Genomic DNA, 24,832 nt, shown 5'->3' with positions numbered 1-24,832 from the left:
CTAACCGTTCTTGAACTTGCCGAGGATCGCCTCGATGCTGTCGGCCACCGCATTGCCCACGCGCCAATGGGCTGAGGCATCCCAGTGAACCGGATCGGTGAGGCTTGGCGTGATGAATTCACCGGCATTCAAAAAGTGGATGTTGAGTTGTAATGCGACTTCCGAGAAATGCGGGGCCAGCTGTTTTGACTTGCCTGCAGCACCGTCAAACTCAGCCAGCATGGCCGATGTGGACCGGGGGATCGGTGGTGGCGCCACCAGCAGTAAATCGGGTGCAGCGCCGGCGCGGCCGCTATCTTTCGCCTGAGCGAGTTGGCACAACCGTTTGGCCCCCTGGGCAACGGATTCGGCCGATTGATCGAAACGGGCTTTCAAATCGTTGGTGCCCAGATTGATAATGACCAGATCTAACGGCGCATAATGCCTTAACACGGGCATGAGCGTCCGGAGACCATTGCGGCCCGGCGCATGAGGATCGTCGATTGCCGTTGTTCGCCCGCACAGCCCCTCTTCACAGACGATCGCGTCGCTGCCCAGCCGGCGTTGAAGCACCCCGGGCCAGCGGACATCTGCGCTGAACCGGGAGCCGCGGCCCGGCACATATCCCCATGTATTGGAATCGCCATAGCACAGGATCCTGAAGCAGTCCGGCTTTAACCGCAGCTTCAGATAGCGCCGTTTATATCGAAGGGCGGCAAGATAGGGGGACCAGATTCGCATAGTGGAGACATGTTGCGATGATAAGGAAACGGCTTGGTCACATTGAGCCCGAAAGGAGGAATGGGCCGCATGATTGAAAGCCCTCACACGGCGGCGCCAAGCCGGGTTGCGCGCTTGAATTGCCTGTCCTTCATCGGGGTCAAAGGATTCGCTCCAGGTTGATGATGGTTTTGGAGGGGCTGAAATGATTCGCGCTAAAAAAGTGCATCAGTTTTAAATCATTTCTGTCGACCAGGATGTTTACCTTTTGGACATTGAGATCTCTCAGGTGATCCATGAATTCGTTGATCAACCGCCCGCCGATACCCTTGCGCTGATGATTGGGATCGACACCGATGGTATCCAAGGTCGCCCCTTCCTTGGAGATGCCGTATTCTCCCATGTAGAGTTCGCCCATCACAAACCCCACCACGGTTCCATCCGCTTCCTCGGCCACCAGTGAGGTGGGTAAATACTCTTTGGATCTGAAGAGCTTTTCAAACTTCAGGTCATAATATTGCGGCCGGGAAGTCTTGAATACCTTCTCGTCTATCCTGACCACGGCGTCAAAATCGTTGGCATTCATGAGTCTGAATTTAATGGTGCTCTCGCTCACGGGGCCTCCTTTCCCTTTTGGGTCGTCTATTGAGAGGGGAACAAGGAACGCGGAAAGGCTAATGCGCAAATGGCTATTGTTTCAGCATAGCGGAGGCGTGGGATGGTTTGCAACCGTTTATCCATTCGGCGCGATCCTGAACAGGGACGCTCTGCGTCCCCGTCCCTTCTATTCGGACCTCAGCCCTCGGGTTTCTCTTTGAACACCCCGCAGGGACAGCATTTGGAAGGATCGACCGGACACGGAGCCGAGGTCCGGACGGCCAGCCCCCGATGATACGCGCTCAACAGGCAGGATTTGCCGAGGCCATGGGCGATGACAACAGCGCCATGCGCGGGTTTCAGCTGAGGACCAGGCTGCCGGCTGCGCAAAAAATGATGTTGCCGCGCTACCGGGGCATCACGGCGGATCCGATTCAGGAAGCCGAACTGGATGCGTTGAGCATTGAATCCTCAGCGCGGCAAGCGGCGGGGAATGCGCTCGCTATCGCGGTTCAAGGCAATCATGGTACCGAAATGACCTACCCGCTGAGTTTTTGTTAATTCTTGACTAACGATTTGATCCCGTATAAGAGGATAAATTATATTCCCGTCACGTTGACTGCAGCGATATATTCTGAAATCTGCACGCTTCCTGTAGCTGAAAACGCAAGCAAATCGGATCTCATCCCTTGTTTCGAACGCCTAAATCAAGTTAACGGACGTTCGGCAACAAAGTATGTCTGAACTTTTCCTGTGTCATCTAAATTGCGCTCTGATAAGCGAAGTGAAGCTCCTTTTCTTGGTGTATAAAACGGCGCGTTCAAAAAAATAGCACCTTGTATATTGAACTTACCCCGCGGCAAACAGCGTGGAGTGCGCTCGCTACCGCGGTTCATAAAATCGATTGGGCAGGTTCTCAAATAATCAGCCGGATATTTTAAATGGCCAGTGGTCGTATCTTCGACTTAGGCACATTTGGCTGTCGATACACGGGCCGTCAGCTTCTTGATGGGTTGACATGCCAAGCCGATCAGAATGGTGTCAATAGCATCTACATGACAATGCATCGCTCTTTCAAGTGAACTGAGCCGACACCCGATTTTTTTTCACTCTCACCCGCCCGGGAGGCGCTTATGCCAGACAATCAATCAAATGACGGTGGATCGCCAAGATCTGCCACGCGGTCCGACCTGCTCCGCAATATCCGCCCGACTGCCACCACTGGCGGATCGAGAATTATTTCCGGCCAACCAAGGATCGTCATACCCCGCCCAACGGTGCGCTTATCAGACCCGATCGGCAATTTTTTTGACGCCGGCAGGCCGGGTGACGCCGTTGTAAGGCCGGCGGATATGCTGGCCCTGCGCATCGAGCTGCACAACCTGACGGTCCAGCCCGGCAACCCGCCACGACTGAAAAAAATGGGCAGCGGCGCGGCTTATCTCACATTGCACTTTCCGCCCCAGGCCATCACCGAACAGACCTTTTTTGAGACGAAGCCGAAGGGTACGACCAATCCGGCCCCTCCGATTCCAGGCACACCTCCAAAGCCAGAACCTGCGGATGGGGGTAGCGAGGAACTTACCGGGCCACCCGTGCGCGCACGTATTTCGGGCGAGTCACGCCTGGTATTCGTGGTGCCCAACAACTTTGAGGCAGACTACACCCTGACGGGGGTGCTGGCCGCCGTGGAGAATCTCGCCCTGTCGGTGCCGGCAGCCGCCAGACCGCCGGGTGCCGGCCGCCGGTTACTCTTCGTGGCCGACATCTTCACCGCTCACGTCAGCAGCTTGAGCGCCTCCCAGCGCGCGGCGCTGTCGAGCTACGCCCTTCGTACGCTGCGAATCGCATCGGTTCAGGATGACATGCCCACCATTCATTTACGGCAGGCCATCGGCGGACCGGGGCTGCGCCCGTTTCGGCGCCCCGCAGGCGCTGATATCTCCGATGTCGGCGTCAGGCCAGGCCCGGTGGTGACGCAGCCCGCACGCAGCTGGCGACCGGCAATGCCCGGCCGCCGCCAGACCGCCATCGAACTGCCGTGGCGGTTGATCATCAGCCCCCACCTTGCCGAACGCTGGCGGCACGCCAAGCTGCCCGTCACATCGCCGGCTACCCGGCACACCGAACTCTGGCATTCGCGGCTGGTCGCACCCCGCCAGGATGGGTTGGTCATCGAACCGCCGCGGCCGGACAGCCAGCGTTCGGTGCGGGCGGTGTGGGCCCTGACCGGCGAAGGGTCGACCCAGGCCATGCAAAGCACATTTCCGGCCTCACCGCCAAATCCGAGCACCATTCCCTTCCGCATGCCGCTGGACGATTTTGACCGCTTCCAGATCGCGCACCTGTCGTCGAATTTCTCGAACTGGCGGTATACACCGGCCCCGGTTGGGGTCAACCTGCTGATGCTCTCGGCCCTGGGCGGCTGGCTGGACTCGCGCGGAACATGGGACCCGCCGGCGGGATTTTCGGTCGAGGAGTGGGTGCATCGGGCGGCAATGGCCCGCGACCACTACGTTCGCGTCGTTTACAAAGGGTTCCTCTTCCCCTTCGGCCACCGCGTGTCGCTGGTCAAGGTGAGCGAACGCAAATTCCACAACGGCGCGGCCGGCGCCGATAACAAGCCGACGATCGAGTACAAGCAGGGCAACCCTGCCTATTTGCGTCAGCGCCTGTTTATCGTGGTCAGGGAGCGCGAACGTCGCTACACCGACCCGACGCTCACCGTCAAGAATGGCAAGGTTTTTCTGCACCGCCAGTTCCCATTCACCAGCATTCGTATCCTCACCGGCGTCACCCCCAACCTCGATCGCCCGGATGTCGGGGACAGCAAAATTCTGGGCCAGACCATGTTCTGGCCCTATGTAAACGGCCAGCCGTTTGGCTTTCAGTGCGCGGCAACCGATCTCGACGGCCGGAGCGTACAGTTCGAATTGCCCATGATCTTCATGGACAACACGCAGGTCAACCCCGGACCCCTTGCCACGGCACCCAACTACGGCACCGCCGAAACAAATGCCCAAGTTGCTCTAAACGACTGGAATTCAACGAAACGCGCAAGCCTTCGCGCCGTCCGGTTCAAGCAGCAGCGTGTGGCGTTGGCGCAGAGTGTCAAAGCCGGTGACACGACGGTCCAGGCCGACGAGATCACCTTCAACAGTGAGGTAGAGGCGGGCAACAGCATGCTGCGAGACTACAGCCTCAAGTTGTCCCGGCCGGTGTTCTACCCGAAGGTAACCGACGCGCGTGTTCAAATCGCCGCACTGACCCAGCTCACCGGCAGCACGAAAAGCAATACCATCAAATGGAACGCCTTCTACCTGGAAAAGGGCTTCGCGACCACCAACCAGGGTCAGGTATTCGTCGACGTGGTGCCCGGACCGGGCATGGCCCAGCTAGATTTTTCCACCCAGGGCGACCGCGCCGGCGGCTTCGTTCAGCCCAACCTCACGCCGCGTGCCATTTCGCGGCTGAGCGGACCGGTGGCCGGCAAGGTTGACGACTTTATCTCCGGCTCGTTCACGGGCGCTGACGCCTTTCCGTCCTCGCTTTCGGATCTGCCGCTGCCTTTGCTCTTCGGCTGCATCCCGTTGGGAGAGGTGATCGAAGCGGTGACCAACCTCGCGGGCACACCCGATCGGATACCCAAGTTCGCCTCCGAGGCCAGCACCCAGATCGAAAGCTTCATCAACACCTTAGGGGGACTGTTCGCTTTTGTGGCCAGGCTGTCGGACCAGTCCGGGGGCATCGCCGAAGGTGCGGTGATCGCGGCCAAACACACCCTGCAGGATCTGGTCGATCAGACGCAGGCCTATGCCGCACCGCTGGTGGCCAGCGTCCTGACCGACATCAACGCGCTGGTCGCCGCCCTCAACGGGTTGATGGGTCAGGCGCAGTTGCTGAAGAACACCACCATCGACATCGCACCGGCGCTGCCAGGGCTGGCCGCCGAGATCGGCAGCGTGCAGGCCGCGGCAGCCGGCCTGCGCAACACCGCCAATGCCCAGGTTAACGGCGTGTCCCTGCCGTCAGGATTCCGGCAATCCGTGCTGCAGATTGCCGCGCAGGTGGACGCCTTCACCGGCGATCTGGCCGCACTGGGCACATTGTTGAACCAGGGCAAGGCGCTCTATAACGCCCTGGATGCCATCGTCGGCCAACCGGGTCAACTCGGGGACCTGCTGTCGAACCCGGCGCAGCTAAAAACCAAACTGCAGGCGGTTCAGGCGGCCATCACACCGCTGCGTATGACTCTGGCCGGCTTCCGCCTGTTGGAAGGTGCGCCGCGCCAGGCGTTGCTGGGTGCCATCGATGCCGTGTTGCAGGTCCTCGGCGGGGCAGCGGATTTGCTGAACCTTCTGGAGATGCTCACCGGAGACGAGCTCACCATCCGTTTCGACTGGAATCCGACGATTGCCAACTGGGCGCTGCCCGGCGGAGACCCGAACCAATCCCCGCTCTTCCGAGCCAATGACAAAAAGGGATTCCTGGTTGCCGTCGAGGCCAAAGTCAAGAAGAACGGCCAGAGTACGCCGAAGATCGGCGTCGTCTGCAGCCTCAAGCACTTCGACCTGGTCCTGATCGCACCGGCCAGCTTCATCGAACTCAACTTCGAGAAGATTGAATTCCGCGTGGACAGCGGTGCCAAGATGGATGTCGACGTGCTGCTCTCCGGCATCAAGTTTGTCGGTCCGCTGAGCTTTGTCGAAACCCTGCGCGACCTCATCCCTCTGGACGGCTTTTCAGACCCGCCGTTTTTGGATATCACCCCCCAGGGGATCGATGCCGGTTTTTCGCTCGCCCTGCCGAACATCTCCGTCGGGGTCTTCAATCTCGCCAACCTGAGTCTCGGCGCCGGTTTTACCGTACCCTTCATCGGCCAGCCGGTGGCGGTGCGTTTCAACTTCTGCACCCGCGAGCAACCCTTCAACCTGACCGTGTCGCTGTTCGGCGGCGGCGGTTTCTTTGGCATCACGCTCGATCCGCACGGCATTCAGATTATGGAAGCGGCCCTGGAGTTCGGCGCCAGCCTGTCCGTCAACTTAGGTGTCGCCTCCGGCGGCGTGCATGTGATGGCAGGCATCTATTTCCGCATGGAACTGGACGCCTGCTCGCTGACCGGTTATTTCCGCCTCGGCGGCCATGTAAGCGTGCTGGGTCTGATCTCGGCTTCAATCGAGCTCTACCTGGAACTGCGCTATGAATTCGAATCCGGCAAATGCGTGGGCAAGGCGCAGCTCACCATCGAAATCGAAATTTTCATGTTCTCGATGAGTGTAACCATCACCTGTGAGCGCAAGTTCGCCGGATCCAACGGCGACCCGACCTTCCGCGAGCTGATGGGCGCCCACCCGGAAATGCCGCTTGGCGACGAACTGGACTTGATTGACAACAGCACCACGTATGCGTGGCGCGAATATTGCGAGGCGTTTGCCTAAAGGAGTGGCCAAAATGGCTCAGCAAAAAATTGTTTGGAGTGTATTGCCGCATGGACGTGTTGAATCGGGCAATTTTGCAGATCGGCTGCGTGTGTCGATCGTCGCCTCCCCGCGGCTCACCCCCCAGACCGCTGCCGAACAGACGCTGCAGGCATTCCCGGAATGGGAAAACTGGCCGGAAACGGTGGACCGGGTGAAATTCCGCCTGCACATCGACGGAAAGCCGCCAGTCGTGTTGGAGCGGATCGGTGAATCCGACCCGAACCTGTGGAAGCGTCTGCTCCCACCGGATACACCGGTAGCCGGTTTCGTGTTCAAGGACATGAGCCGGGTCAACCTGCACTCTTATGCCGTGCGCAACGTTCTCGGTCTGATGCGCCGGCATTATGGATCGCTGGCCGTTCAGGCCGCGGGCACGCATCCGACCCTGCTGCCGTGGAACAACGCCCATCCCGGTCTGAAGGGCATGCTCAGGGAACTCGGCACACGCACCACCAAGGTCAATTTGGGAGATCGGTCGGTGGAACTGCCGCTGCCCGGGTTCGATCGGTTTTTCGACGAGAAGAATGAAAAAGGCATTGAAAAGTGGACGCGCGCCCTGGTTTTCGGGCCGGACAGTATTTACAAAGAACCCGTATGGGGCATCGACGGCAAACCGCAGGAAGGGCTCGCTTTTGCGGCCCGCGTCCTGCCGCCCGATTGGAACGATCCTGCCGGCGGCGGAGGCGATGCGCCGCTCATGTCCCAGTTTTCGACGGCCGCGGAGTACACCCTCTATCAGGCCAACCGATTCTATCGCCGCACTCCGGTGACAGATGACCAGCGCGCCATGCGGCGGCCCGATCTGAAGAAGGTGCCCCTGTCACCGAAACCACCGGAATTCGATTTTCACCGCATCGTCGCCTCATACGCCGACTATCCCGAACTGCTGCGTGCATTGGGCCTGGTGATCGACTGCATCCTGCCGCCCGATTCACCCATCGACCAGAAGATGGCTTCGTCGGCCCAGGCCCAGGCCCATGGCATAATGGGGCTCGAACCGGTGTGGAGCCTTGCTGGCCACAACAAGGATGACGACCATTGCCCGCGAACGGCCTGGTGGGTGGACAAGGAACGGTTTGTCATCAGGGAACGAACCGGCGACCACCAGCGGGGCATGCTGCGGCTGGCGTATGCCGACGACCGCTGGGGGAAGAAGAAGGAAGTAACCAGTCCCTTCGATGTCTACCAGGTGGACCCGGACGGAGCGGCGCTGAAAACGGCCGACTTTCTGCTTTCGGCCCAGAATCTGGTCGCCAAGCACCTTAAGCTGGGAGCCGACGGCGAAGTGACCTACACCACGGGCGACAGGCAGCCGGTGGCGGCGCTGCGTTCAGCTGGACTCGGCATATCACGCCACGGACGCGCAGCCGCCATTGCCCAAAGTGCGGCAACGGCGTCGCTCAAGGACAAGGCCATCCAGTCCGGTCCGGTGGAGGCGAAGAAGATCGTTCTCTTCGCCGAAGACGTCCTGCGCGGCTACCGCGTCGATGTCCAGGCCATTCCCGATGGTGCCGCTCAAAAGTGGCGCTCTTTGTGCAGCCGCCAGGGCGACTACCGTTTTTCCGGCAGCGCCGAGAAGATCAGCCTGCCCGACGACGAGGGCTATGTGAAGGGTGCCTCTGCCACCAGCAGCGCGGATGCCGGGAACGATCCCGACGACCACTATCTGCACGAGTCGATGTTTCGCTGGACCGGCTGGAGCCTGGTCGTACCGCGTCCCGGCCGCACCCTGCGGCCGCGCACGGACCCCGACACCGGTGTGCAGGGTGAGCGTGCGGAGGAGATCTCCGATGAGGTCACCGCCGGGGGCAACGGGCTGTCCGTTTCCTTCAAAACGGTCAAGGGCAGCCTGCCGCGGCTTCGCTTCGGCACGCCGTATCGGCTGCGGGCGCGGGTGGTCGATCTGGCGGGCAACAGCCTGTCTGTCGAGGACCAATCGCTGGAAGAAGACCCCAACGCCACGCTGCCGGTGATCTACTGGCGCTTCGAACCGGTTGATCCGCCGGCGCTGCTGCACCGGGCGCGCATCAGCGAAGGCGAGTCCCTTGAGCGGATGGTGATCCGCAGCAACTGGCAGGTCGATCCGGCCGGATATCTCGTCACGCCGCTGTTTTCGGCAGCGATTGCACAGCAGGCTTCCGCCGACTTCGAATACACCGCGATCAATGAGCGGCACGTGGTACCGCCCAAGTCATCACAGCTGCAGTGCGAGCAGCACGGCACCTTCGACTGGCTGTTCTCAGACCCCGGACGCATTAAAGACGCGTATGCCATTGCCGCACGCGAATCGGGCACCTTGTACGATGCCGGTCCGAAGACCCAGATCGAACTGGTCACGCCGGCATCGGTGAAGGATATCGCCACCACCAAGAGTGTGCCGCTGCGTCTGCCGTCGAAGGAGAATCCTACCGGCGACCGGATTGCACCCGGGCAGTATCTCATTCATCGTGAAGCGCAGGTTGAAACGCCATATCTGCCGGATCCCGCGGCGGGCGGAGTCGGGCTACGGGCAATGCCCGGCCATGCCATTCCGGGCGTCACCGGCCCGATGATCCTGGGTCCCAGCGCCGCCGTGGTGGTTGCCCCGAACGAAGAGTTGGTGCTACTGGTCGCCCATGCCGGGAAGTGGCCCGACACCTTGGGCTTTCGCATCGTTCTGCAAGAACGCAAGGCGGTGTTGACGGATCCGCCGTGCAAAGAGACATTCGCCGATGACGGTGCTCCCCGGTGGGACGAGGAGAAACGGGTGCTGACCCTGTTCGTGGCCAAGGGCCGCGTGGTGCGTCTGCGCTACGCCAGCTTCGTCCATAAAGATTTCATCGACGCGTTCGGCCTGCCCGACTGGGTCGACGCCACCGGAGAGCACGAGTTCGTTCGCGGCATGGCGATGGTGGGGTGTACCTGGATGATCGCTCCGTACCGGGCGTTGACATTGGTGCATGCCACCCAGCAGCCGGTGTGCGAGCCTGCTTTTCTGACGCTGACCCCAGATCGCAGGATTGGTGACCCGCACGCGATGCTGATCGCCCGGCTTCGCATGCACGGGCCCAGCACCGGCAAGTTCGAAATCGAGGCCGAGTGGGAGGAGTGGGTCGACGATATGGAAGCGGGCAAGGCACCCGAACGCATAACCTCCCGCGGCCAGCTCGGCGAAGTGCTGCTGGGAGAGAACCACGTAAACCAGTTCAGCCTGGATTCGGCGGTTCTGGCTCAGATGCACGACCCGGCCAATCGGCCACGGGCACAGGGTAACCGGCACGAGTTCGGTGACACCAAGTTTCGCCTGATCCGTTACCGCATAAGGGCGACGACCCGCTTTCGCGAATACCTGCCCGAGGCGCTCTACGCGAAAAACGACCAGGTGACGCGGCTGGGACCGATCGGCGAAGGTCCGGCCATGGCGGTTGGTGCAGCGGACGATCCCGGTGCACCGGTCCTGCGTGTCGGACCTGGTCCAGCGCCCAACACGGTCATTCCTGCCAGCGCGCCGCCGGATGAACCGCGCCCGCTCTACACGGTGCCCACCTTCCGCTGGCAGGAGACTCCCGGCAACCAATCGTTGGATACCACCCGCCTGGGCAACGGCCTGCGTGTGTGGCTCGAGCGACCGTGGTTTTCTTCGGGTGATGGTGAATTGCTCGGTGTGGTGATTTACGGCCACAACCGAAACTTTACCGACATCCCCAGCGCCATGGTGCCGCTGGTGACCCAATGGGGGCTCGACCCCATCTGGGACACCGCACTTCCCAAGTACCGGACACGGGTCAGCGACTTTACGGCGCGCGTGGCCGACGAACCGGTCGAACTGCAAGAGATCAACGGGCAGATGGTACACGTCGTCGGGCATCGGGTGCACTGGAATGCCGACCGAAGCCTCTGGCATTGCGATATCGAACTTGACCCCGGCCGCACTTACATGCCCTTCGTCCGTCTGGCGCTGGTGCGCTACCAGCCCAATGCGCTTTCGGCCGCAAAAATTTCCAAGGTCGTTCTGGGCGAATTCGCCCAGGTCTTGCCGCGGCGCCGCGCTACCTTCAAACGGCAGGACAGCAAACTCGATTTCACGCTGCGCGGTTTCGTCCCGGACCACGGCCCTATGAAATTCCCGCTCGACTCCGAATACCAGGATATCTCATTCATTCCTCCGTTTGGTCTCAGTGGTGAAACCGGGCGCAACCGGGTCGAACTGGTGCTGCAAACGCGTGACCCGGCCTTGAACTCTGACTTGGCGTGGAGCGACAGCAAAATACTGGCCTCGAATGTAGTGGCGCCGGCGTCGAACGTAATGGCTCGCGGCAGCGTCACACCCACACCGCCGTCATCCAGGCCAACGACGCCCGCTACCTTACGAGACCGTTTGGCGACACGGGTCGATCTTTCGCGAGCCGTCAACCTCAGCGCTGTCGGCTCGAACGTGACCAGCGTGGTTGGTGGCGCCGTCAGCGCAAATATTGTCGATCTGATCGATCCGGCCATTTGGAAGACCACGGTCACGCTGCCTGATACCGGCAATAAACCAGCGCGCGTAGCTGTACGTGAATATGAACGATACTATACCGACCGCACAATCAGTGAGAAAAAGGCCGGATCAACTCACCTCCGGCGTGTGGTAGAGGAAAGGCTCGTATACACAACCATCTACAACCTATGAAGACGAACAGCGCTCTTGCTCGATTCGCAAGTGCTGCCAGTATAACCGGATACCAACAACTGACCGGAAGATGACAGGCAAATTGACGCTGCATGAAAGGATTTTTTTCGGTGATTTCGGACAGGAAACCATTGAAGATCGAAAAGCGTGTTATCCGTGTAAACCGCGATAGTAAGCAAACTGCAAATCGATTTTGATCCTTACGGTGCTGGGCCGCACTACCGTTACCGGCAGGACATTCCCTGCGGTTTGCCGCGGGGAGGGTTTAATCCGCCGAAGAAAGAAAACCAACCTGGGCGTTATCCTGCCGCGACACCTCATCAGCCATAAAACCATTTTCGAGGCTGTCGGCTGCTATCAAAGATGCCTGGGCATCTTTTTGCCTCTTTGCCTTTAGCGGTCTGAATTTCCTTCACACACACCGCAGATACTGCATTTTGAAGGATCGACGGGACAGGGGGCCGAGGTCCGGCCGTCCAGGGCCCGTTGGTACTCTTTCCACAGGAAGGACTTGTCGAGACCGTGGTCGATGAAATCCCAGGGAAACTGCTCATCGGGAGTGCGCTCGCGGTGAACGTAATAGTGGGGATTGACCGGTGACGCCTTGAATGTCTGGGGCCAATTTCCCCGGTTTGCATGGGCCAGCAGCAAAAGGTCCGCCACCCGCCGATCCCCGCGGGCAATCACACCCTGCAGGTAGGCCCACCGGGGCACGTCGGCGTGGACCCGCACATTGGCCGTTCGCTTCAGTCCCGTCTTGACCATCTTGATCTTGGTCTTGAGCGTCTTCACCTCGTCCATGGGCGCCCACTGAAAGGGCGTGAAGGGTTTGGGGACGAAGGAACTGAGGCTCACGGTGATTTCTCCGATATGCCCCTTGCCCCGACTGGTGCGCAGGAAACGGTGCTTGATCCGCTTCACCAGGTCAACGATGGCCGCTACATCGGCATCGGTTTCCGTGGGCAGGCCGATCATGAAATAGACCTTCAGGTTGGGTATGCCGGCAGCCACCAGCGTCTCGGCGGCAGCCGTCACGTGGTCTTCGGTAATGCCCTTATTGACCACCCGGCGCATGCGCTCCGAGCCGGCATCCGGTGCGATGGTGGCGGTCTTCACCCGGCTTTTCTTTAGCGCCGCGATCAACGGGCCGTCCAGGGCGTCGGCACGCAGGCTGCTGAAAGAAAAGCGGACCTCGCGTCCCCGATCCTTGCCGCACAATTCGTGGAGGTCCGGCAGATCGGACACGGCGGCCCCCACCAGGCCGATGCGGTCGGTGAATGCACACCCGTCGTCCACCTGCCGGTCAAGCAGGCCGAAAGGGCGGAACCGTGGCGGCCGGTACACATATCCGGCACTGCAGAATCGACACCCATGGGGACAACCGCGGGAGACCTCGATCAGATAGGTGTCGTCAAAGGTGGTGTCCGGTGTCAAAATGGTACTGGCCGTCGGCACACCCGAAAGATCCGGAACGATTAATCTGCTGACGGAGGCAGGCACATCGGCCAGCCGTTCAACCTCGGCCAGGGAGCTGTCTTCACGATAACGGGGTTGGTAAAATGCGGGAACGTAAAGGCCGGGAACCTGTTGGGCCATGGATAGCAGATTTTCCGGCCTGTCGGCCGATGGATCGAAGATCTGAAAGAATCCCGGTACCAGTGCCTCGGCCTCTCCTAAAAGGAATGCATCGATAAACGGGGCCAATGGTTCGGGGTTGAGAAAACAGAAGACGCCCCCTGCCAGCACAAGGGGGAAGGTCGCGCCACGCTGGGCGGCCGGCAGGGGGAGTCCTGCTGCTTCCAGGATGGTAAGCACACCGGGCGCATCGTTCTCATAAGAGATCGAAAAGGCAATCATGTCGAAGTCTTCGATGGGCTTCTGGGACTCGACGGTTAACACCCGGCGGTTTTTACCGCCATCCTGTTCCGGTAAAAAGGCACGCTCGCAAACCACATGGTCAATGTCGTTGAAGAGGCGGTACACGGTCTGGAACCCCAGGTTGGACATCCCCACGTGATAAAGGTTGGGATAGACCAGCGCCACGCGGATTCGCCCGGCGGCCGACTTTCGGATAACGCCGCGCTCAGTCGCCGCATGCCCGCCGGGTAGCTGTTGGGATCCTGATACCATGGTAGTCCGCAGACCTTTGTCCGCTCACCCCGTCAATCCATAGCTGTTGAAGATCGGCGTGGAACGGTGGTGGCGGTCTCATCGGCATTCACCATCATCGAGGTAATCCGGCTCTGCTGGCGGCGGTCTCTCCCGCTGCGGCGATCCTTGCCGCTTCGTCGTTCGGGGATGCAACAGGCATATGCATATTCCCGCCGCTCACCACCCATCCTGCGTCCACCGGTCAGTAAGTCGCTGCATTCATCAATAGGCTGCATCATCCGTCCTCTGGTTCAACGTTATCGCAGCTGGTCCTCGTCGATCCGGTTCCAGTCGGAGACGGGATTAGTCCGCCTTTCTTCTCAAAAACGTGGGAACGTCCAGGTCATCGTTGTCGATGACAATCCCCTTGTACTCCCGGTATAGCTCACTGGCCGTCCCTTGATTGGAGGCTTGGCGCCTGCGGATGAAGGTCGGCTCGTCCAGTTCCGTGGACCGGGCCAGATCCGCCGGCGTGATGTCACGCACCTTACCGCCGTAGGTAGGGTCCAACGCTTTGGCGCCGGTCTCTTTCTCCTTGCCTTTCTCACCAATGCCGGTGGCGATGACGGTAACACTCATCTCGTCGCCCACACTGTCGTCAATGACCGCACCCCAAATGATCTCCGCCTCTTCACCCACTTCATTGTAGATGCGTTCGGAGGCCTCGGTCATCTCCTCCATGGTGAGGTCGCTGTTGGAGGTGATGTTCATCAGCACGCCCTTGGCACCGGAGATGTTGATATCGTCCAGCAGCGGGTGTGAAATGGCCCGCTCAGCTGCTTCCAGTGCCCGATTTTCACCACTGGAGATGCCGATGCCCATGATGGCCATACCGGCCCTGGACATGGTGGTTTTCACGTCGGCAAAATCCAGGTTGACCAGGCCGGGCATCATGATCAGGTCGGTGATGCCCTTGACCGAGTGCAACAGGATCTCGTCTGCCTTTTTGAACATGTCCACCATCTTGGCGTTTTTCGAGGCCAGGCCGCGCAGGCGGTCGTTGGGAATGGTGATCACCGTATCGGCCGCTTTTTTCAATTCGAGGATGCCTTCCTCTGCCTGTTTGGCCCGTTTTCTGCCCTCGAAGGAGAACGGCCGGGTGACCACGGCCACGGTAAGGATGCCCATCTCCTTGCACAGCCGTGCGATCACCGGTGCAGCGCCTGTTCCCGTACCGCCGCCGAAACCCGCGGTGATGAAGACCATGTGGGAGTCGGCCAATGCGTCCTTGAGCATTTCCGCATTCTCCAGAGCAGCCTCCCGCCCCACCTGGGGATTGGCGCCGGCGCCCAGGCCTTCGGTAATCTTCGTCCCCAACTGAAAGCGCATTTCCGCCTGGGATACATCCAGGGCCTGGGCATCCGTGTTGGCGGAAATGAACCTGACGCCCTGCAGATTGCTTGCGATCATGTTATTGATCGCATTGCCTCCCGCACCGCCAACACCAATCACTTTGATTTTTGCCGATCGATCACTCTCCATGTACGTAAACATACCAGTCATAATTTCCCCCTTTGCTTGTGTTGCCCATGATGGCGCTTGCCTGTACGCCATGGTTTATATTTTATATCCTCCCCGCCGCAAGCGGCGGGAAATGCATTCCCCGTCTCGGTTTAGATGACGTCCTTGAACCATTTTTTCATCCTCGAAATGAGGCTGTTGAAGATATTCCTGTCCCGTATGCGGAATTTTTTCTCCGGCTCCTTTCTGGCACCGTAGATGACCAGCCCCACACCGGTGGCATACATGGGATTGTTCACTACGTCGGTGAGGCCGCCGATGCCACGCGGCCTGCCCAGGCGCGTGGGAACGCCGAAGATGGCCTCGGCGATATCGGTGGTGCCTTCCAACAGCGCCGTCCCTCCGGAAAGAACGATTCCCGAGGCGATCATGTTTTCCATTCCGGCACGGAAAATCTCCCGCTGGAGCAGCGTGAAAATTTCCTCCATGCGCGGCTCCAGGATTTCCCCTAAAATCTGGCGGGGAAGCTTGCGGGGTTGGCGGCCGCCCATCCCCGGCACCTCGATGGTTTCGTCCGGGCTGATCGCCGCCCCGTTGCAGGTCCCGTATTTACGTTTGATGCGCTCCGCCTCGTTCAGAGGGGCCCTCACACCGATGGCGATATCATTGGTCAGGTTGTCACCCCCAAGGGCCAGGACAAACGTGTGCTTGATGTTCTTGCCCGAAAAGATGGCCAGGTCGCTGGTCCCGCCGCCCAGATCGATCAAGCCGGTTCCCAGCTGCTTCTCCTCTTCGGTGAGCACCGCCTCTCCCGAGGCCAGGCTTTCCAGGACGATATCGCACACATCCAGGCCGGCCCGGTTGGCACACTTGACGATATTATGCGCCGACGTGACCGCCCCGGTGACGATGTGGATCTTGGCCTCGAGGCGGACACCGGCCATGCCCACTGGATTCTGGATACCGATCTGGTCGTCGACGATATACTCCTGGGGCAGTACATGGATCACCTCCCGGTCCATGGGGATGGCCACCGCCCGGGCAGCATCGATAACCCGGTCCACGTCCTGCTGGGTGATCTCCTGCCCTTTGATGGCAACGATCCCCCGGCTGTTGAAACCGGTGATGTGGCCACCGGCAATGCCGGCGTATACCGACGAAATCTCACAGCCGGCCATTAATTCAGCCTCTTCCACCGCCTTTTTAATGGACTCCACCGTGGATTCGATGTTGACCACCACGCCTTTGCGCAAACCAATGGACGGATGGGTGCCGATGCCGATGATATTGATCTCGCGGCCGGTCACTTCGCCAACCACGGCACAGATTTTGGTGGTCCCAATATCCAGGCCGACAACGATGTTTCCCTCTCTTGATCCCTGCAACTTAACCCTCCTTGCGATCCGAAGATGACGGATCAACCGATGCCAGCGTGATTACAATTCGATCGACATCGAACAAATCAATGGCTGTGTAGCGGGTCAGCCGGCTGTCTCTGTTCAGGCGCGATATCAGCTGTCCCAGCGCCTGGCACTTTTCACGATAGCGGCCGAACCCCAGCTTCACCACCCGGTTGTTTTCGCCGGTATACACGGTGGCTCCGATTTCTCGGTCCATTCGGATCCGGCGGATTCCGGAGAGGGGCAGCGGGCTGTCTTTCTCCCCGGCCAGTTGGAACAGGGTCATCACCGCTTTATAGGCCTCGCTGGCCGGCATGCCGGAAACGGGCAGGTCTGCATGACCCAGGCCCTGCACCCGGGGCAGTGCGCCGCCGTCCGAGTCATCCCGTCGTTTGAATACCTCGCCGGCAAGATTGATTAAAAACCCCTCGCCGTCCTCCATGTCCAAAATTGCCAGCGGGATTTCTTCCTGGATGTGCAGGCGCAACCCCGAAGGGATTTCCCGGCTGACCGTTGCCTCGGCGACCCATGGATCGGCCAGCAGCCGTTTGCGGGTGGTGGCCAGATTCAGGGACAGGATGTTCGTCTGCATCCCGACGCCGGCAATCTCCATGACCTGCGGGCGGCTAAGCCGCTGCATGCCGCTCACCACAATCTGGCGCACCTGGAAATGCCGCGTCTGGGTAAAAAAATCATGGGCAAAGATGAACGCCGCGCTGGCCGCCACCAGCGCCGTTGCCCCAAAAATCCCTTTGGCGACTGCAACGGCCCGCTGCCGCAACAGGGCCCGGTTGGCCTTTCTGTTTTTCTTGAACTGATTTTTACGGATCGGCTTTGCTTTCAATGATTCGGTCTCTGGTTTCTGATTTCTGGTCTTGTGACTTCCGACTTCCGACCTCTGTCCACTGTCCTCACGCCCCAGACCATCGCTCCAACACCATTTCTCCCACCCGATAGACATCGCCGGCACCTAAGGTCAGCAGCAAATCGCCGGATGCCAGGCTTTTCTCGAGATGATCGACGCATTCCGCCAAGCCGTTCAGGCAGATCACGTTCCGGTGGCCATGGGCGCGGATGGATTCACCCAGCGCCTCACCGCTGACACCTGCGATAGGTGCCTCGCTGGCGGCATAAATGGGCAGCACCACCAGTACATCGCTGTTGTTGAACGAGCGGGTGAATTCCTGCAGCAGAGCCCGTGTGCGCGTGTAGCGGTGCGGCTGGAAAACCACCACCTTGCGGCGGTTCGGCCAGTTCTCCTTGACCGCCTCGAGGGTCACCTGGATTTCAGTGGGATGATGGCCGTAGTCGTCCACCACGGTAATGCCGTTTACTTCCCCCTTGATCTCCAGCCGGCGCTGCACCCCTTCGGCCGTCTCCAGGGACCGCTTGATGGATTCCAGGGGAATATCCAGTTCCAGGCCCACGGCGATGGCGGCCAGGGCGTTGGATACATTGTGCATGCCTGGCATGGCCAGGGTAAACTCGCCCAGGTCGTCGTCCCGATGGATGACCGTAAACCGGCTTTTCATCTCGCCGAAGCTGATGTTCCGCGCCTGGTAATCGGCCTGGGTGCTCCGCCCGTATGTGGTCAGCCGTTTCTTGATATGGGGGAGGAGGCCCTGGAGCGGCTCGTTGTCCAGGCAGAGCACGGCCAGGCCGTAAAAAGGGATCCGGTCGATAAAATTGAGAAAAACGGTCTTTATCGCATCCAGGTCCGCGTAAAAATCCATGTGCTCCCGGTCGATGTTGGTGACGACGGCAATGGCCGGCGAGAACTTGAGAAAGGAACCGTCGCTCTCGTCGGCCTCGGCCACGATGAAGTCGCCCTGACCCAGCACCGCATTGCGGCCAATGCTCTTGAGCTTGCCGCCGATGACCACTGTGGGATCGAGACCGCCGCCGGCCAGCACGTTGGCCACCAGGGAGGTGGTGGAGGTCTTTCCATGGGCGCCGGCAATGGCCACGCTGTATTTGAGCCGCATGAGTTCAGCCAGCATCTCGGCCCGGGGAATGACAGGAATCGCCGCCTGCCGGGCGGCCGACACTTCCGGGTTTTGCCTGTCGATCGCTGAGGAGACCACCACCACATCGGCGTCGGCGATCTGCCCGGCCCGGTGGCCGATATGAATGGTGCCGCCCAACCGTTCCAGATTGGCCGTGATGTCCGATGCCTTCACGTCGGATCCCGAAACCCGGTAGCCCAGGTTCAGGAGCAGTTCGGCAATGCCGCTCATACCGATGCCGCCGATGCCCACAAAATGAATATGGTATTTTTTCAGATACATGCGTTTTTTCCTACCAGTTGATAGCAGTCGTCCACGATGGATCGGGCCGCATCCGGTTTGCCCAGCACCCTTGACTTCGATGCCATGGCCGCCAGCAGATCGGGTGCGTCGGCCAAGTCGTCCAGACGCCGGGCAAGGTCCGCCCCGGTCAGTTCCCGTTCGAGCACCATTTGTGCCGCACCCTGGTCGACCAGGGCCCGGGCGTTGTGTTCCTGATGGTTGTCCGCCGCAAAGGGATAGGGAATGAACAGCGCCGGTTTGCCCAGGGCGGTCAACTCGGCCACTGTGGTGGCGCCGGCCCTGCAGACAACCAGATCAGCCCGGCTGTAGCGGGATGCCATATCATGAAAAAATGCCTTCACTTCTGCTTCCATCTCTGCCTTCTGATAGGCATCGGCGACCTGATCCTGATCCTTGCTGCCGGTCTGGTGGACGATCCGCATTTTTCGGCGCTGTCGGAGGCGTGGCAGCGCGTCCATGACCGCCAGGTTGATGGCATGGGCCCCCTGGCTACCGCCGACGATCAGAATCGTGAACCTATTTTTCGCTTCCGTTTCGAAGCACGATGCGTCCAGGATTTGCCGGCGTACCGGATTACCGGTAACGCGTTTCTTCAAGGGATCGATCTTGCCGCGGGTATTTTCGAAACTGACATAAATCCGCTTGGCAATCGGAAACAGCATCCGGTTGGTGATGCCCGGCACGGTGTTCTGCTCGCAAATGACCACCGGTATGCCTTTTATCCAGGCGGCCAGGGCCACCGGCCCGGTAGCGTACCCACCAACCCCGACCACCAGATCCGCCTGCGCCTGGGCCAGGATGCCCGCCGAGTGAAGCAGGGCTCCGGGAATTTTCATGGCCGCCCGTGCCTTTGCCAACGGCCCTCTTCCCTTGATCCCCTCGATGGCGATGGTTCGCTGGGGATAACCGGCCCGCGCCAGGGCCTCTTTTTCGAAGGGCCGGCCGGCGCCCACGAAGAGGATCCGGCTTTGCGGATTTCTCGCGGCAAACTCCGCTGCCACGGCAATTCCGGGGAACAGGTGTCCGCCGGTTCCTCCACCGGCAACGACCACCCTGAGCGGACGCCAGGTATTTTCCGGTTCAGCAGCGTGCATCCCGCGCTCCGATATTCATCATGATCCCCACCGCCGCCATGTTGATCAGCAGGCTCGTCCCGCCGTAGCTGAGAAAGGGCAGGGTCAACCCTTTGGTGGGCAGCATGCCGAGCGCCACCCCCATGTTGATGCAGACCTGAAGGCCCAAGGTCACGGTGATGCCCATGGCCAGAAAGGAACCGAAGCGGTCCTGGGTGTGACGGGCGATGCGAACCCCCCGCATGAGCATGATGCCGTAAAGCAGAATCACGATCATGACCCCGATGAGCCCCAGCTCCTCCCCCACCACGGAAAAAATGAAATCCGTGTGGGGTTCGGGAAGGTAAAACAGTTTCTGGTAACCCTTGCCGATGCCCGCACCGGTGATCCCCCCGGTACCGAATGCCATTAGCGAATGGACGATCTGGTATCCCTCGTCCGCCGGGTATTGCCAGGGGTCCATGAAGCTCATCAGCCGTCTGACCCGGTATTCGGCGTGGGTCATGAACAGCCAGGCCATGGGCGCCAGCACCAGGACCACCGACAGCAGGTGGGTAATGCGGCACCCGCCGACAAACAGCATGATCCAGGTCAGGGCGGCAAAGATCACGATCGATCCAAAATCGGGCTGGGCCAGCAACAGGCCCGTTAACAGCCCCAGGACCAGAAAATGGGGCAGAAAACCCACGTAAAAATCGCGCAGCCGTTCACCCTTCTTGCTCATGGAGTAGGCCATGTAGATGACCAGGGCCAATCGGGCCAGTTCCGACGGCTGAAACTGGACCGGCCCGATTTGCAGCCAGCGGGCGGATCCGCCCGCCGTCACACCCAATCCGGAAAAGACCACCGCCACCAGCATCACGATGGCCGCCGCCAGAACGGGGTACACGAGCACCCGGTATAGGCGGAAAGGAATGTAACTGAAGGTCACCAGCACCACGATGCCGATCAGGGAAAACATGGCCTGTTTTTTCAAAAAGAAGTAACCGCTGCCGAACTTCTTGATGGCCAGGGCGCTGCTGGCGCTGTAAACCATCACGATGCCCATGCCCACGAGCAGCAAAACAGGAAACAGCAGTCCCAGGTCGTAGACCAATGGTTGAACCCCGTTTCGTTTTGCAGTAGCGGTCATCCCAGCCTTTCGACGATATCCCGGAACCGGTCGCCCCGCTGGGCATAGTTGTCGAACATATCGAAACTGGCACAAGCCGGAGAGAGCAGCACGACCTCACCGTCGGCAGCCGCACCGAATGCCTTTTCAACCGCCTCTTGCATGGAGCCGGCCTCCAGGATTCCCTTTTCCGGGTCCCCGGCCAGGGCGGTAACGATCTCGTCCTTGGCTTCTCCCATGGCCACCAGGGTTTTGACCCGGCGTCGCACCTGGGATTTGAGACCGGTGAAATCACCCTTCTTGTTCTGCCCGCCCATGATCAGGATCACCGGAACGTCGAAACACGCCAGTGCCCGGACCACCGCATCCACATTGGTGGCCTTGGAGTCGTTGACAAAGCGCACACCGCGCACCCATCCCACCGTCTCCAGACGGTGGGAAAGTCCCTGGAATTCATCGATGGCCTGCTGGATGCCTGCATCCGAGGCACCCTGTTCACGTGCGGCCAGACAGGCGGCAGCCATATTTTCCCGGTTGTGGGGACCGATGAGACCGGACTTGTCCAGCGTGAAACAGCCCGTCTGCCGGCCCGCATCGATCAGAAGGATCTTGTCCTTCAATATCTGTGCGCCGTTAACGACGGCCCTCTCCGAATAGAGTTTCCGGCGGGCATGGGGAGGACGGCGGTCGATCATGGCCGCCACCGTGGCATCCATGGCGTTGAGCACCGCCACATCGCCGGGCAGCTGGTTTTCGAATATCCGCCACTTGGCGTCCGCATAGGCGGAAAAAGACGGATACCGGTCCAGATGGTCGTCGGTGATGTTGAGCATCACGGCGGTATCCGGCCTGAAATCGATGATGGTGTCCAGCTGGAAACTGCTCACTTCGGCCACCACCACGTCGGCCCGGTCATGGGCACCGTCTGCGTAGGCAACCAGTGGTGTGCCGATGTTTCCTCCCACAAATACGTTCTTTCCGCTTTTTTTCAGCATGTTCCCGACCAGTTCAGTTGTCGTGGTCTTTCCATTGGTTCCCGTAACCGCCAGAATCGGTTCGGTGATATGTCCGGCAGCCAGTTCCATTTCTCCGATAACCGGGGTTCCTTTGGCCCAGGCCGGTTCCAGCATCGGCAGGGTGTGGGGTACACCCGGGCTGAGCACCACCACATCGGCGGTTTCAAAATCCAGGGCATCATGCCCGCCCAGCTTCAGCTGGACGTCCAGTCCCTTAAGGGCTGCCGCAGCGGCCTTCAGGGTTTCGGCCGGGGCGCGGTCCGTCACCGTTACCCGGGCACCCTGGCGGACGAGGAACCGGGATGTGGCCACACCGGACCGCCCGAGTCCCACCACCACGATGTGTTTGTTCTTAAGGTTCATTATCGCAGCTTCAACGTACTCATGGATATCAATGCCAGGGCAATGGCGATAATCCAGAATCTGACGATCACCTTCGGTTCCGGCCAGCCTTTCAATTCAAAATGGTGATGGATGGGGGCCATTCTGAAAATGCGGCGGCCTTTGGTCATCTTGAAAAAACCCACCTGAAAGATCACGGAGAGGGCCTCGATGACAAACAGGCCGCCCACCAGCGCCAACAGGATCTCCTGCTTGGTGATCACGGCAATCGTGCCCAACGATGCGCCCATGGAAAGCGAGCCCACATCCCCCATGAACACCTGGGCCGGATAAGCGTTGAACCACAAGAATCCCAACCCGGCGCCGGCCAGTGCGCCGCAGTAGACCGTGATCTCCCCGCACCCCGTCACCGGGGTGATCTGCAGGTAGTCGGCGATGCGCGCATGACCGGCCGCATAGGCGAAAATCATATAGGTGACGGCGGCGATGATCACCGGCCCGATGGCCAGGCCGTCCAGACCGTCGGTCAGGTTTACGGCGTTGGACGCCCCCACAATGACCAGGGCGGCGAAGAAAATGTATCCCCATCCCGGATCCGGGGTCAGCCGCTTGAAGAAGGGTACGCTGAGTTTGGTTGAAAACTCGGGCACCATGTATGCCAGCAGCCCCACCAGCAGGGCCAGCAGTACCTGCAGAAGCAGTTTCTGGCGGGCCGTCAGACCCAGGCTGCGCTTTTTCACCTGCATCAGGTAGTCGTCGGCAAAACCAATGGCCCCGAACCCCAGGGTGGCCAGCAGGGCGATCCACACGTAGCGGTTGGTCAGATCGGTCCACAACAGGGTGGAACCGGCCACCGCAAAAATGATCAGCACGCCGCCCATGGTGGGTGTGCCCGCTTTTTTGAAGTGGTCCTTGGGCCCGTCCTCCCGGATGTACTGTCCCACCTGCATCATCGAAAGCCGCCTGATCACCCATGGCCCGAGCAGAAAACAGATCAAAAAGGCCGTCAGGCTGGCGTAGATGGTCCGGAAGGTGATGTACCGGAACACGTTGAAGGCTGCAAAGGTCGTATGCAGCGGATATAACAGGTGATAGATCATCTGTGGGTCTCGCGCCCTTGCGCTCCGGGTTGCCGATCTGTCCAGGTGACGATCGCCTCGACCACCTCTTCCATGGCCATGCCGCGTGACCCTTTCACCAGGATCAGGTCCCCGGGCTGCAATTCGTGGTTTAACTGCTCGATGATGCCCGCCTTGGTTCCGCAAAAGATCCGGTCTGCTTTCATCTGCCGGTCCATGGCGCCGTCGGCCACGGATGCGGCGAAATGGCCGGCAACGTACAGGCGATCGAGCCGGGCATCACCGGCCGCCCGGCCGATTTCCCGGTGCAGGTCAGCCGATTGCGGCCCCAGTTCGAGCATGTCCCCGAGAACCGCGATGGTGCGGCGTTTGGGGCTCATCGCGGCCAGGGTCTCGATGGCCGCAACCATGGAGCCGGGGTTGGCGTTGTATGAGTCGTCCACCAGGCGGATGTCCCCTTTGAGGACACGGATGCCCATGCGCCCGGCCTGGGGAACAAAGGCCTCCAGCCCCGCCTGGATCTGATCTAGCGGCACGCCCATGACTTCTCCGGCAGCCGCTGCTGCCAGGGCATTGGAGACCATCACCCGCGCGGGGGTCGCCAGGGTCACCGGCCGGCTGCCCGACGGCGTGGTCAGGGTGAAAACCATGCCGGCTTCGGTGGGACGGATATCGTCCGCCCGAACCTGCGCCGCGACGGCATTGCCGAAAAAAATCACCGGACGGTCCACACGGTCGGCCAGGGCTGCAACCCGCGGATCGTCGGCGTTAAGAATGGCCGTGCCGCCGGGACGGATGGTCGGCAGCAACTCCCCCTTGGCCCGGGCCACGTTGTCGATGGTGCCCAGCCCTTCTAAGTGGGCCGGCCCCACATTGGTGATTACGCCCACATCCGGCTCGCAGATGCGTCCCAGACGGGTGATTTCGCCGGCATGGTTCATGCCCAGTTCCAGCACAGCGGCTTGGTGTTCCGGTGCCAGACGGAACAGCGTCAAGGGCAGGCCGATGTGGTTGTTCAGGTTCCCGCTGGTGCTCAGGGTTGAAAAGGTCCTGGAAATCACCTGCTCCATGAGCATGCGGGTTGAGGTTTTACCGTTGGAGCCGGTGATGGCCAGCACCTTGAGCGTTCCACGGTGGCGGTTGAAGCGGGCCATCGCTCCCAGAGCCCGGGTGGTGTCGGCCACGGCGATACAGACGATGCCGGCGGCGGTCATTCGTTCCATGGGCAGGCTGGCCACCTGGTCGTCAGCCACCACCACGCCCTTGACGCCGCGATCCAGCACATCGGCCACAAAACGGTGCCCATCGTGGGATTCGCCCGCAATGGCCACAAAGAGGCCCTCCGCAGCGATCGTGCGCGAATCGATGCCGATGCCGGCAAAGGCCATGTCCGCCGGCCCTGAAATCCGGGACCCGCCGGTTGCCGTCAGCACCTGTTCAGTCGTCCACCCGAATGGCCTCAT

Annotated in this window: 15 protein-coding genes; 3 read left to right on the top strand and 12 right to left on the bottom strand. The window is 60.4% G+C overall.

The window, feature by feature from the left end; translation table 11 throughout:
- The gene (locus tag ACZCED_RS12350) at positions 1–720 is read right to left on the bottom strand and encodes an SGNH/GDSL hydrolase family protein (RefSeq protein ID WP_464860899.1); all 720 of its coding nucleotides are present in this window, start codon (positions 718–720) and stop codon (positions 1–3) included.
- Positions 721–859: 139 nt separating this feature from the next.
- The gene (locus tag ACZCED_RS12345; protein WP_462967509.1) at positions 860–1,315 is read right to left on the bottom strand and encodes a GNAT family N-acetyltransferase; all 456 of its coding nucleotides are present in this window, start codon (positions 1,313–1,315) and stop codon (positions 860–862) included.
- Positions 1,316–1,623: 308 nt separating this feature from the next.
- Between ACZCED_RS12345 and ACZCED_RS12340 the strand changes: the two genes are divergently transcribed.
- The 3 genes from ACZCED_RS12340 (at position 1,624) to ACZCED_RS12330 (ending at position 11,427) form a co-directional block, all read left to right on the top strand.
- Entirely contained in the window at positions 1,624–1,857 is a 234-nt protein-coding gene (locus ACZCED_RS12340; RefSeq protein WP_462967508.1) for a hypothetical protein, read from the top strand.
- Positions 1,858–2,429: 572 nt separating this feature from the next.
- Positions 2,430–6,734 (top strand): hypothetical protein, encoded by a 4,305-nt coding sequence (locus ACZCED_RS12335; protein WP_464860898.1) that lies wholly within the window; start codon positions 2,430–2,432, stop codon positions 6,732–6,734.
- Positions 6,735–6,747: 13 nt separating this feature from the next.
- Positions 6,748–11,427 carry a hypothetical protein gene (locus tag ACZCED_RS12330; protein WP_464860897.1) on the top strand — a complete coding sequence of 1,560 codons (4,680 nt, stop codon included), beginning with the start codon at positions 6,748–6,750 and terminating at the stop codon, positions 11,425–11,427.
- A gap of 393 nt (positions 11,428–11,820) precedes the next feature.
- On the opposite strand, the gene ACZCED_RS12325 is transcribed toward ACZCED_RS12330, so the two are convergent.
- The 10 genes from ACZCED_RS12325 to ACZCED_RS12280 all read right to left on the bottom strand — a co-directional run bounded on the left by ACZCED_RS12325 (position 11,821) and on the right by ACZCED_RS12280 (position 24,832).
- Positions 11,821–13,557 carry a radical SAM protein gene (locus ACZCED_RS12325; RefSeq protein WP_462969769.1) on the bottom strand — a complete coding sequence of 579 codons (1,737 nt, stop codon included), beginning with the start codon at positions 13,555–13,557 and terminating at the stop codon, positions 11,821–11,823.
- Between the two features lie 324 nt (positions 13,558–13,881).
- Entirely contained in the window at positions 13,882–15,072 is a 1,191-nt protein-coding gene (gene ftsZ, locus ACZCED_RS12320) for a cell division protein FtsZ (RefSeq protein ID WP_462969773.1), read from the bottom strand.
- 119 nt (positions 15,073–15,191) lie between these two features.
- Positions 15,192–16,424, bottom strand: a complete 1,233-nt coding sequence (ftsA, locus tag ACZCED_RS12315; RefSeq protein WP_462969768.1) for a cell division protein FtsA — start codon at positions 16,422–16,424, stop codon at positions 15,192–15,194.
- Between the two features lies 1 nt (position 16,425).
- Positions 16,426–17,283 (bottom strand): cell division protein FtsQ/DivIB, encoded by an 858-nt coding sequence (locus ACZCED_RS12310; protein ID WP_462969767.1) that lies wholly within the window; start codon positions 17,281–17,283, stop codon positions 16,426–16,428.
- A gap of 67 nt (positions 17,284–17,350) precedes the next feature.
- A complete protein-coding gene (murC, locus tag ACZCED_RS12305; RefSeq protein ID WP_462969766.1) occupies positions 17,351–18,727 on the bottom strand; it encodes a UDP-N-acetylmuramate--L-alanine ligase in 1,377 nt (458 codons plus the stop codon).
- Positions 18,718–19,842, bottom strand: coding sequence for an undecaprenyldiphospho-muramoylpentapeptide beta-N-acetylglucosaminyltransferase (murG, locus tag ACZCED_RS12300; RefSeq protein ID WP_464860896.1), 1,125 nt, complete (start codon positions 19,840–19,842; stop codon positions 18,718–18,720). The genes murC and murG overlap by 10 nt, the downstream gene beginning before the upstream one ends.
- Entirely contained in the window at positions 19,829–20,953 is a 1,125-nt protein-coding gene (gene ftsW, locus ACZCED_RS12295; RefSeq protein ID WP_462969764.1) for a putative lipid II flippase FtsW, read from the bottom strand. Before ftsW ends, murG begins: the two co-directional genes overlap by 14 nt.
- Positions 20,950–22,311 carry a UDP-N-acetylmuramoyl-L-alanine--D-glutamate ligase gene (gene murD, locus ACZCED_RS12290; protein ID WP_462969763.1) on the bottom strand — a complete coding sequence of 454 codons (1,362 nt, stop codon included), beginning with the start codon at positions 22,309–22,311 and terminating at the stop codon, positions 20,950–20,952. The genes ftsW and murD overlap by 4 nt, the downstream gene beginning before the upstream one ends.
- The gene (gene mraY / locus ACZCED_RS12285) at positions 22,311–23,390 is read right to left on the bottom strand and encodes a phospho-N-acetylmuramoyl-pentapeptide-transferase (protein ID WP_462969762.1); all 1,080 of its coding nucleotides are present in this window, start codon (positions 23,388–23,390) and stop codon (positions 22,311–22,313) included. The genes murD and mraY overlap by 1 nt, the downstream gene beginning before the upstream one ends.
- Positions 23,387–24,832, bottom strand: coding sequence for a UDP-N-acetylmuramoyl-tripeptide--D-alanyl-D-alanine ligase (locus ACZCED_RS12280; protein WP_464860895.1), 1,446 nt, complete (start codon positions 24,830–24,832; stop codon positions 23,387–23,389). Before ACZCED_RS12280 ends, mraY begins: the two co-directional genes overlap by 4 nt.

Source organism: Desulfosarcina sp. (genome assembly GCF_055467485.1).
Note: the sequence above shows the minus strand (reverse complement) of the source record. Positions and strands in the feature narration are given on the sequence as shown.

Coding starts and splice junctions, on each gene's coding strand:
- ACZCED_RS12350 (WP_464860899.1), bottom strand. CDS start 720: ATGCGAATCTGGTCCCCCTATCTTGCCGCCCTTCGATATAAACGGCGC.
- ACZCED_RS12340 (WP_462967508.1), top strand. CDS start 1,624: ATGGGCGATGACAACAGCGCCATGCGCGGGTTTCAGCTGAGGACCAGG.
- ACZCED_RS12335 (WP_464860898.1), top strand. CDS start 2,430: ATGCCAGACAATCAATCAAATGACGGTGGATCGCCAAGATCTGCCACG.
- ACZCED_RS12330 (WP_464860897.1), top strand. CDS start 6,748: ATGGCTCAGCAAAAAATTGTTTGGAGTGTATTGCCGCATGGACGTGTT.
- ACZCED_RS12325 (WP_462969769.1), bottom strand. CDS start 13,557: ATGGTATCAGGATCCCAACAGCTACCCGGCGGGCATGCGGCGACTGAG.
- ftsZ (WP_462969773.1), bottom strand. CDS start 15,072: ATGTTTACGTACATGGAGAGTGATCGATCGGCAAAAATCAAAGTGATT.
- murC (WP_462969766.1), bottom strand. CDS start 18,727: ATGTATCTGAAAAAATACCATATTCATTTTGTGGGCATCGGCGGCATC.
- murG (WP_464860896.1), bottom strand. CDS start 19,842: ATGCACGCTGCTGAACCGGAAAATACCTGGCGTCCGCTCAGGGTGGTC.
- ftsW (WP_462969764.1), bottom strand. CDS start 20,953: ATGACCGCTACTGCAAAACGAAACGGGGTTCAACCATTGGTCTACGAC.
- murD (WP_462969763.1), bottom strand. CDS start 22,311: ATGAACCTTAAGAACAAACACATCGTGGTGGTGGGACTCGGGCGGTCC.
- mraY (WP_462969762.1), bottom strand. CDS start 23,390: ATGATCTATCACCTGTTATATCCGCTGCATACGACCTTTGCAGCCTTC.
- ACZCED_RS12280 (WP_464860895.1), bottom strand. CDS start 24,832: ATGAGGCCATTCGGGTGGACGACTGAACAGGTGCTGACGGCAACCGGC.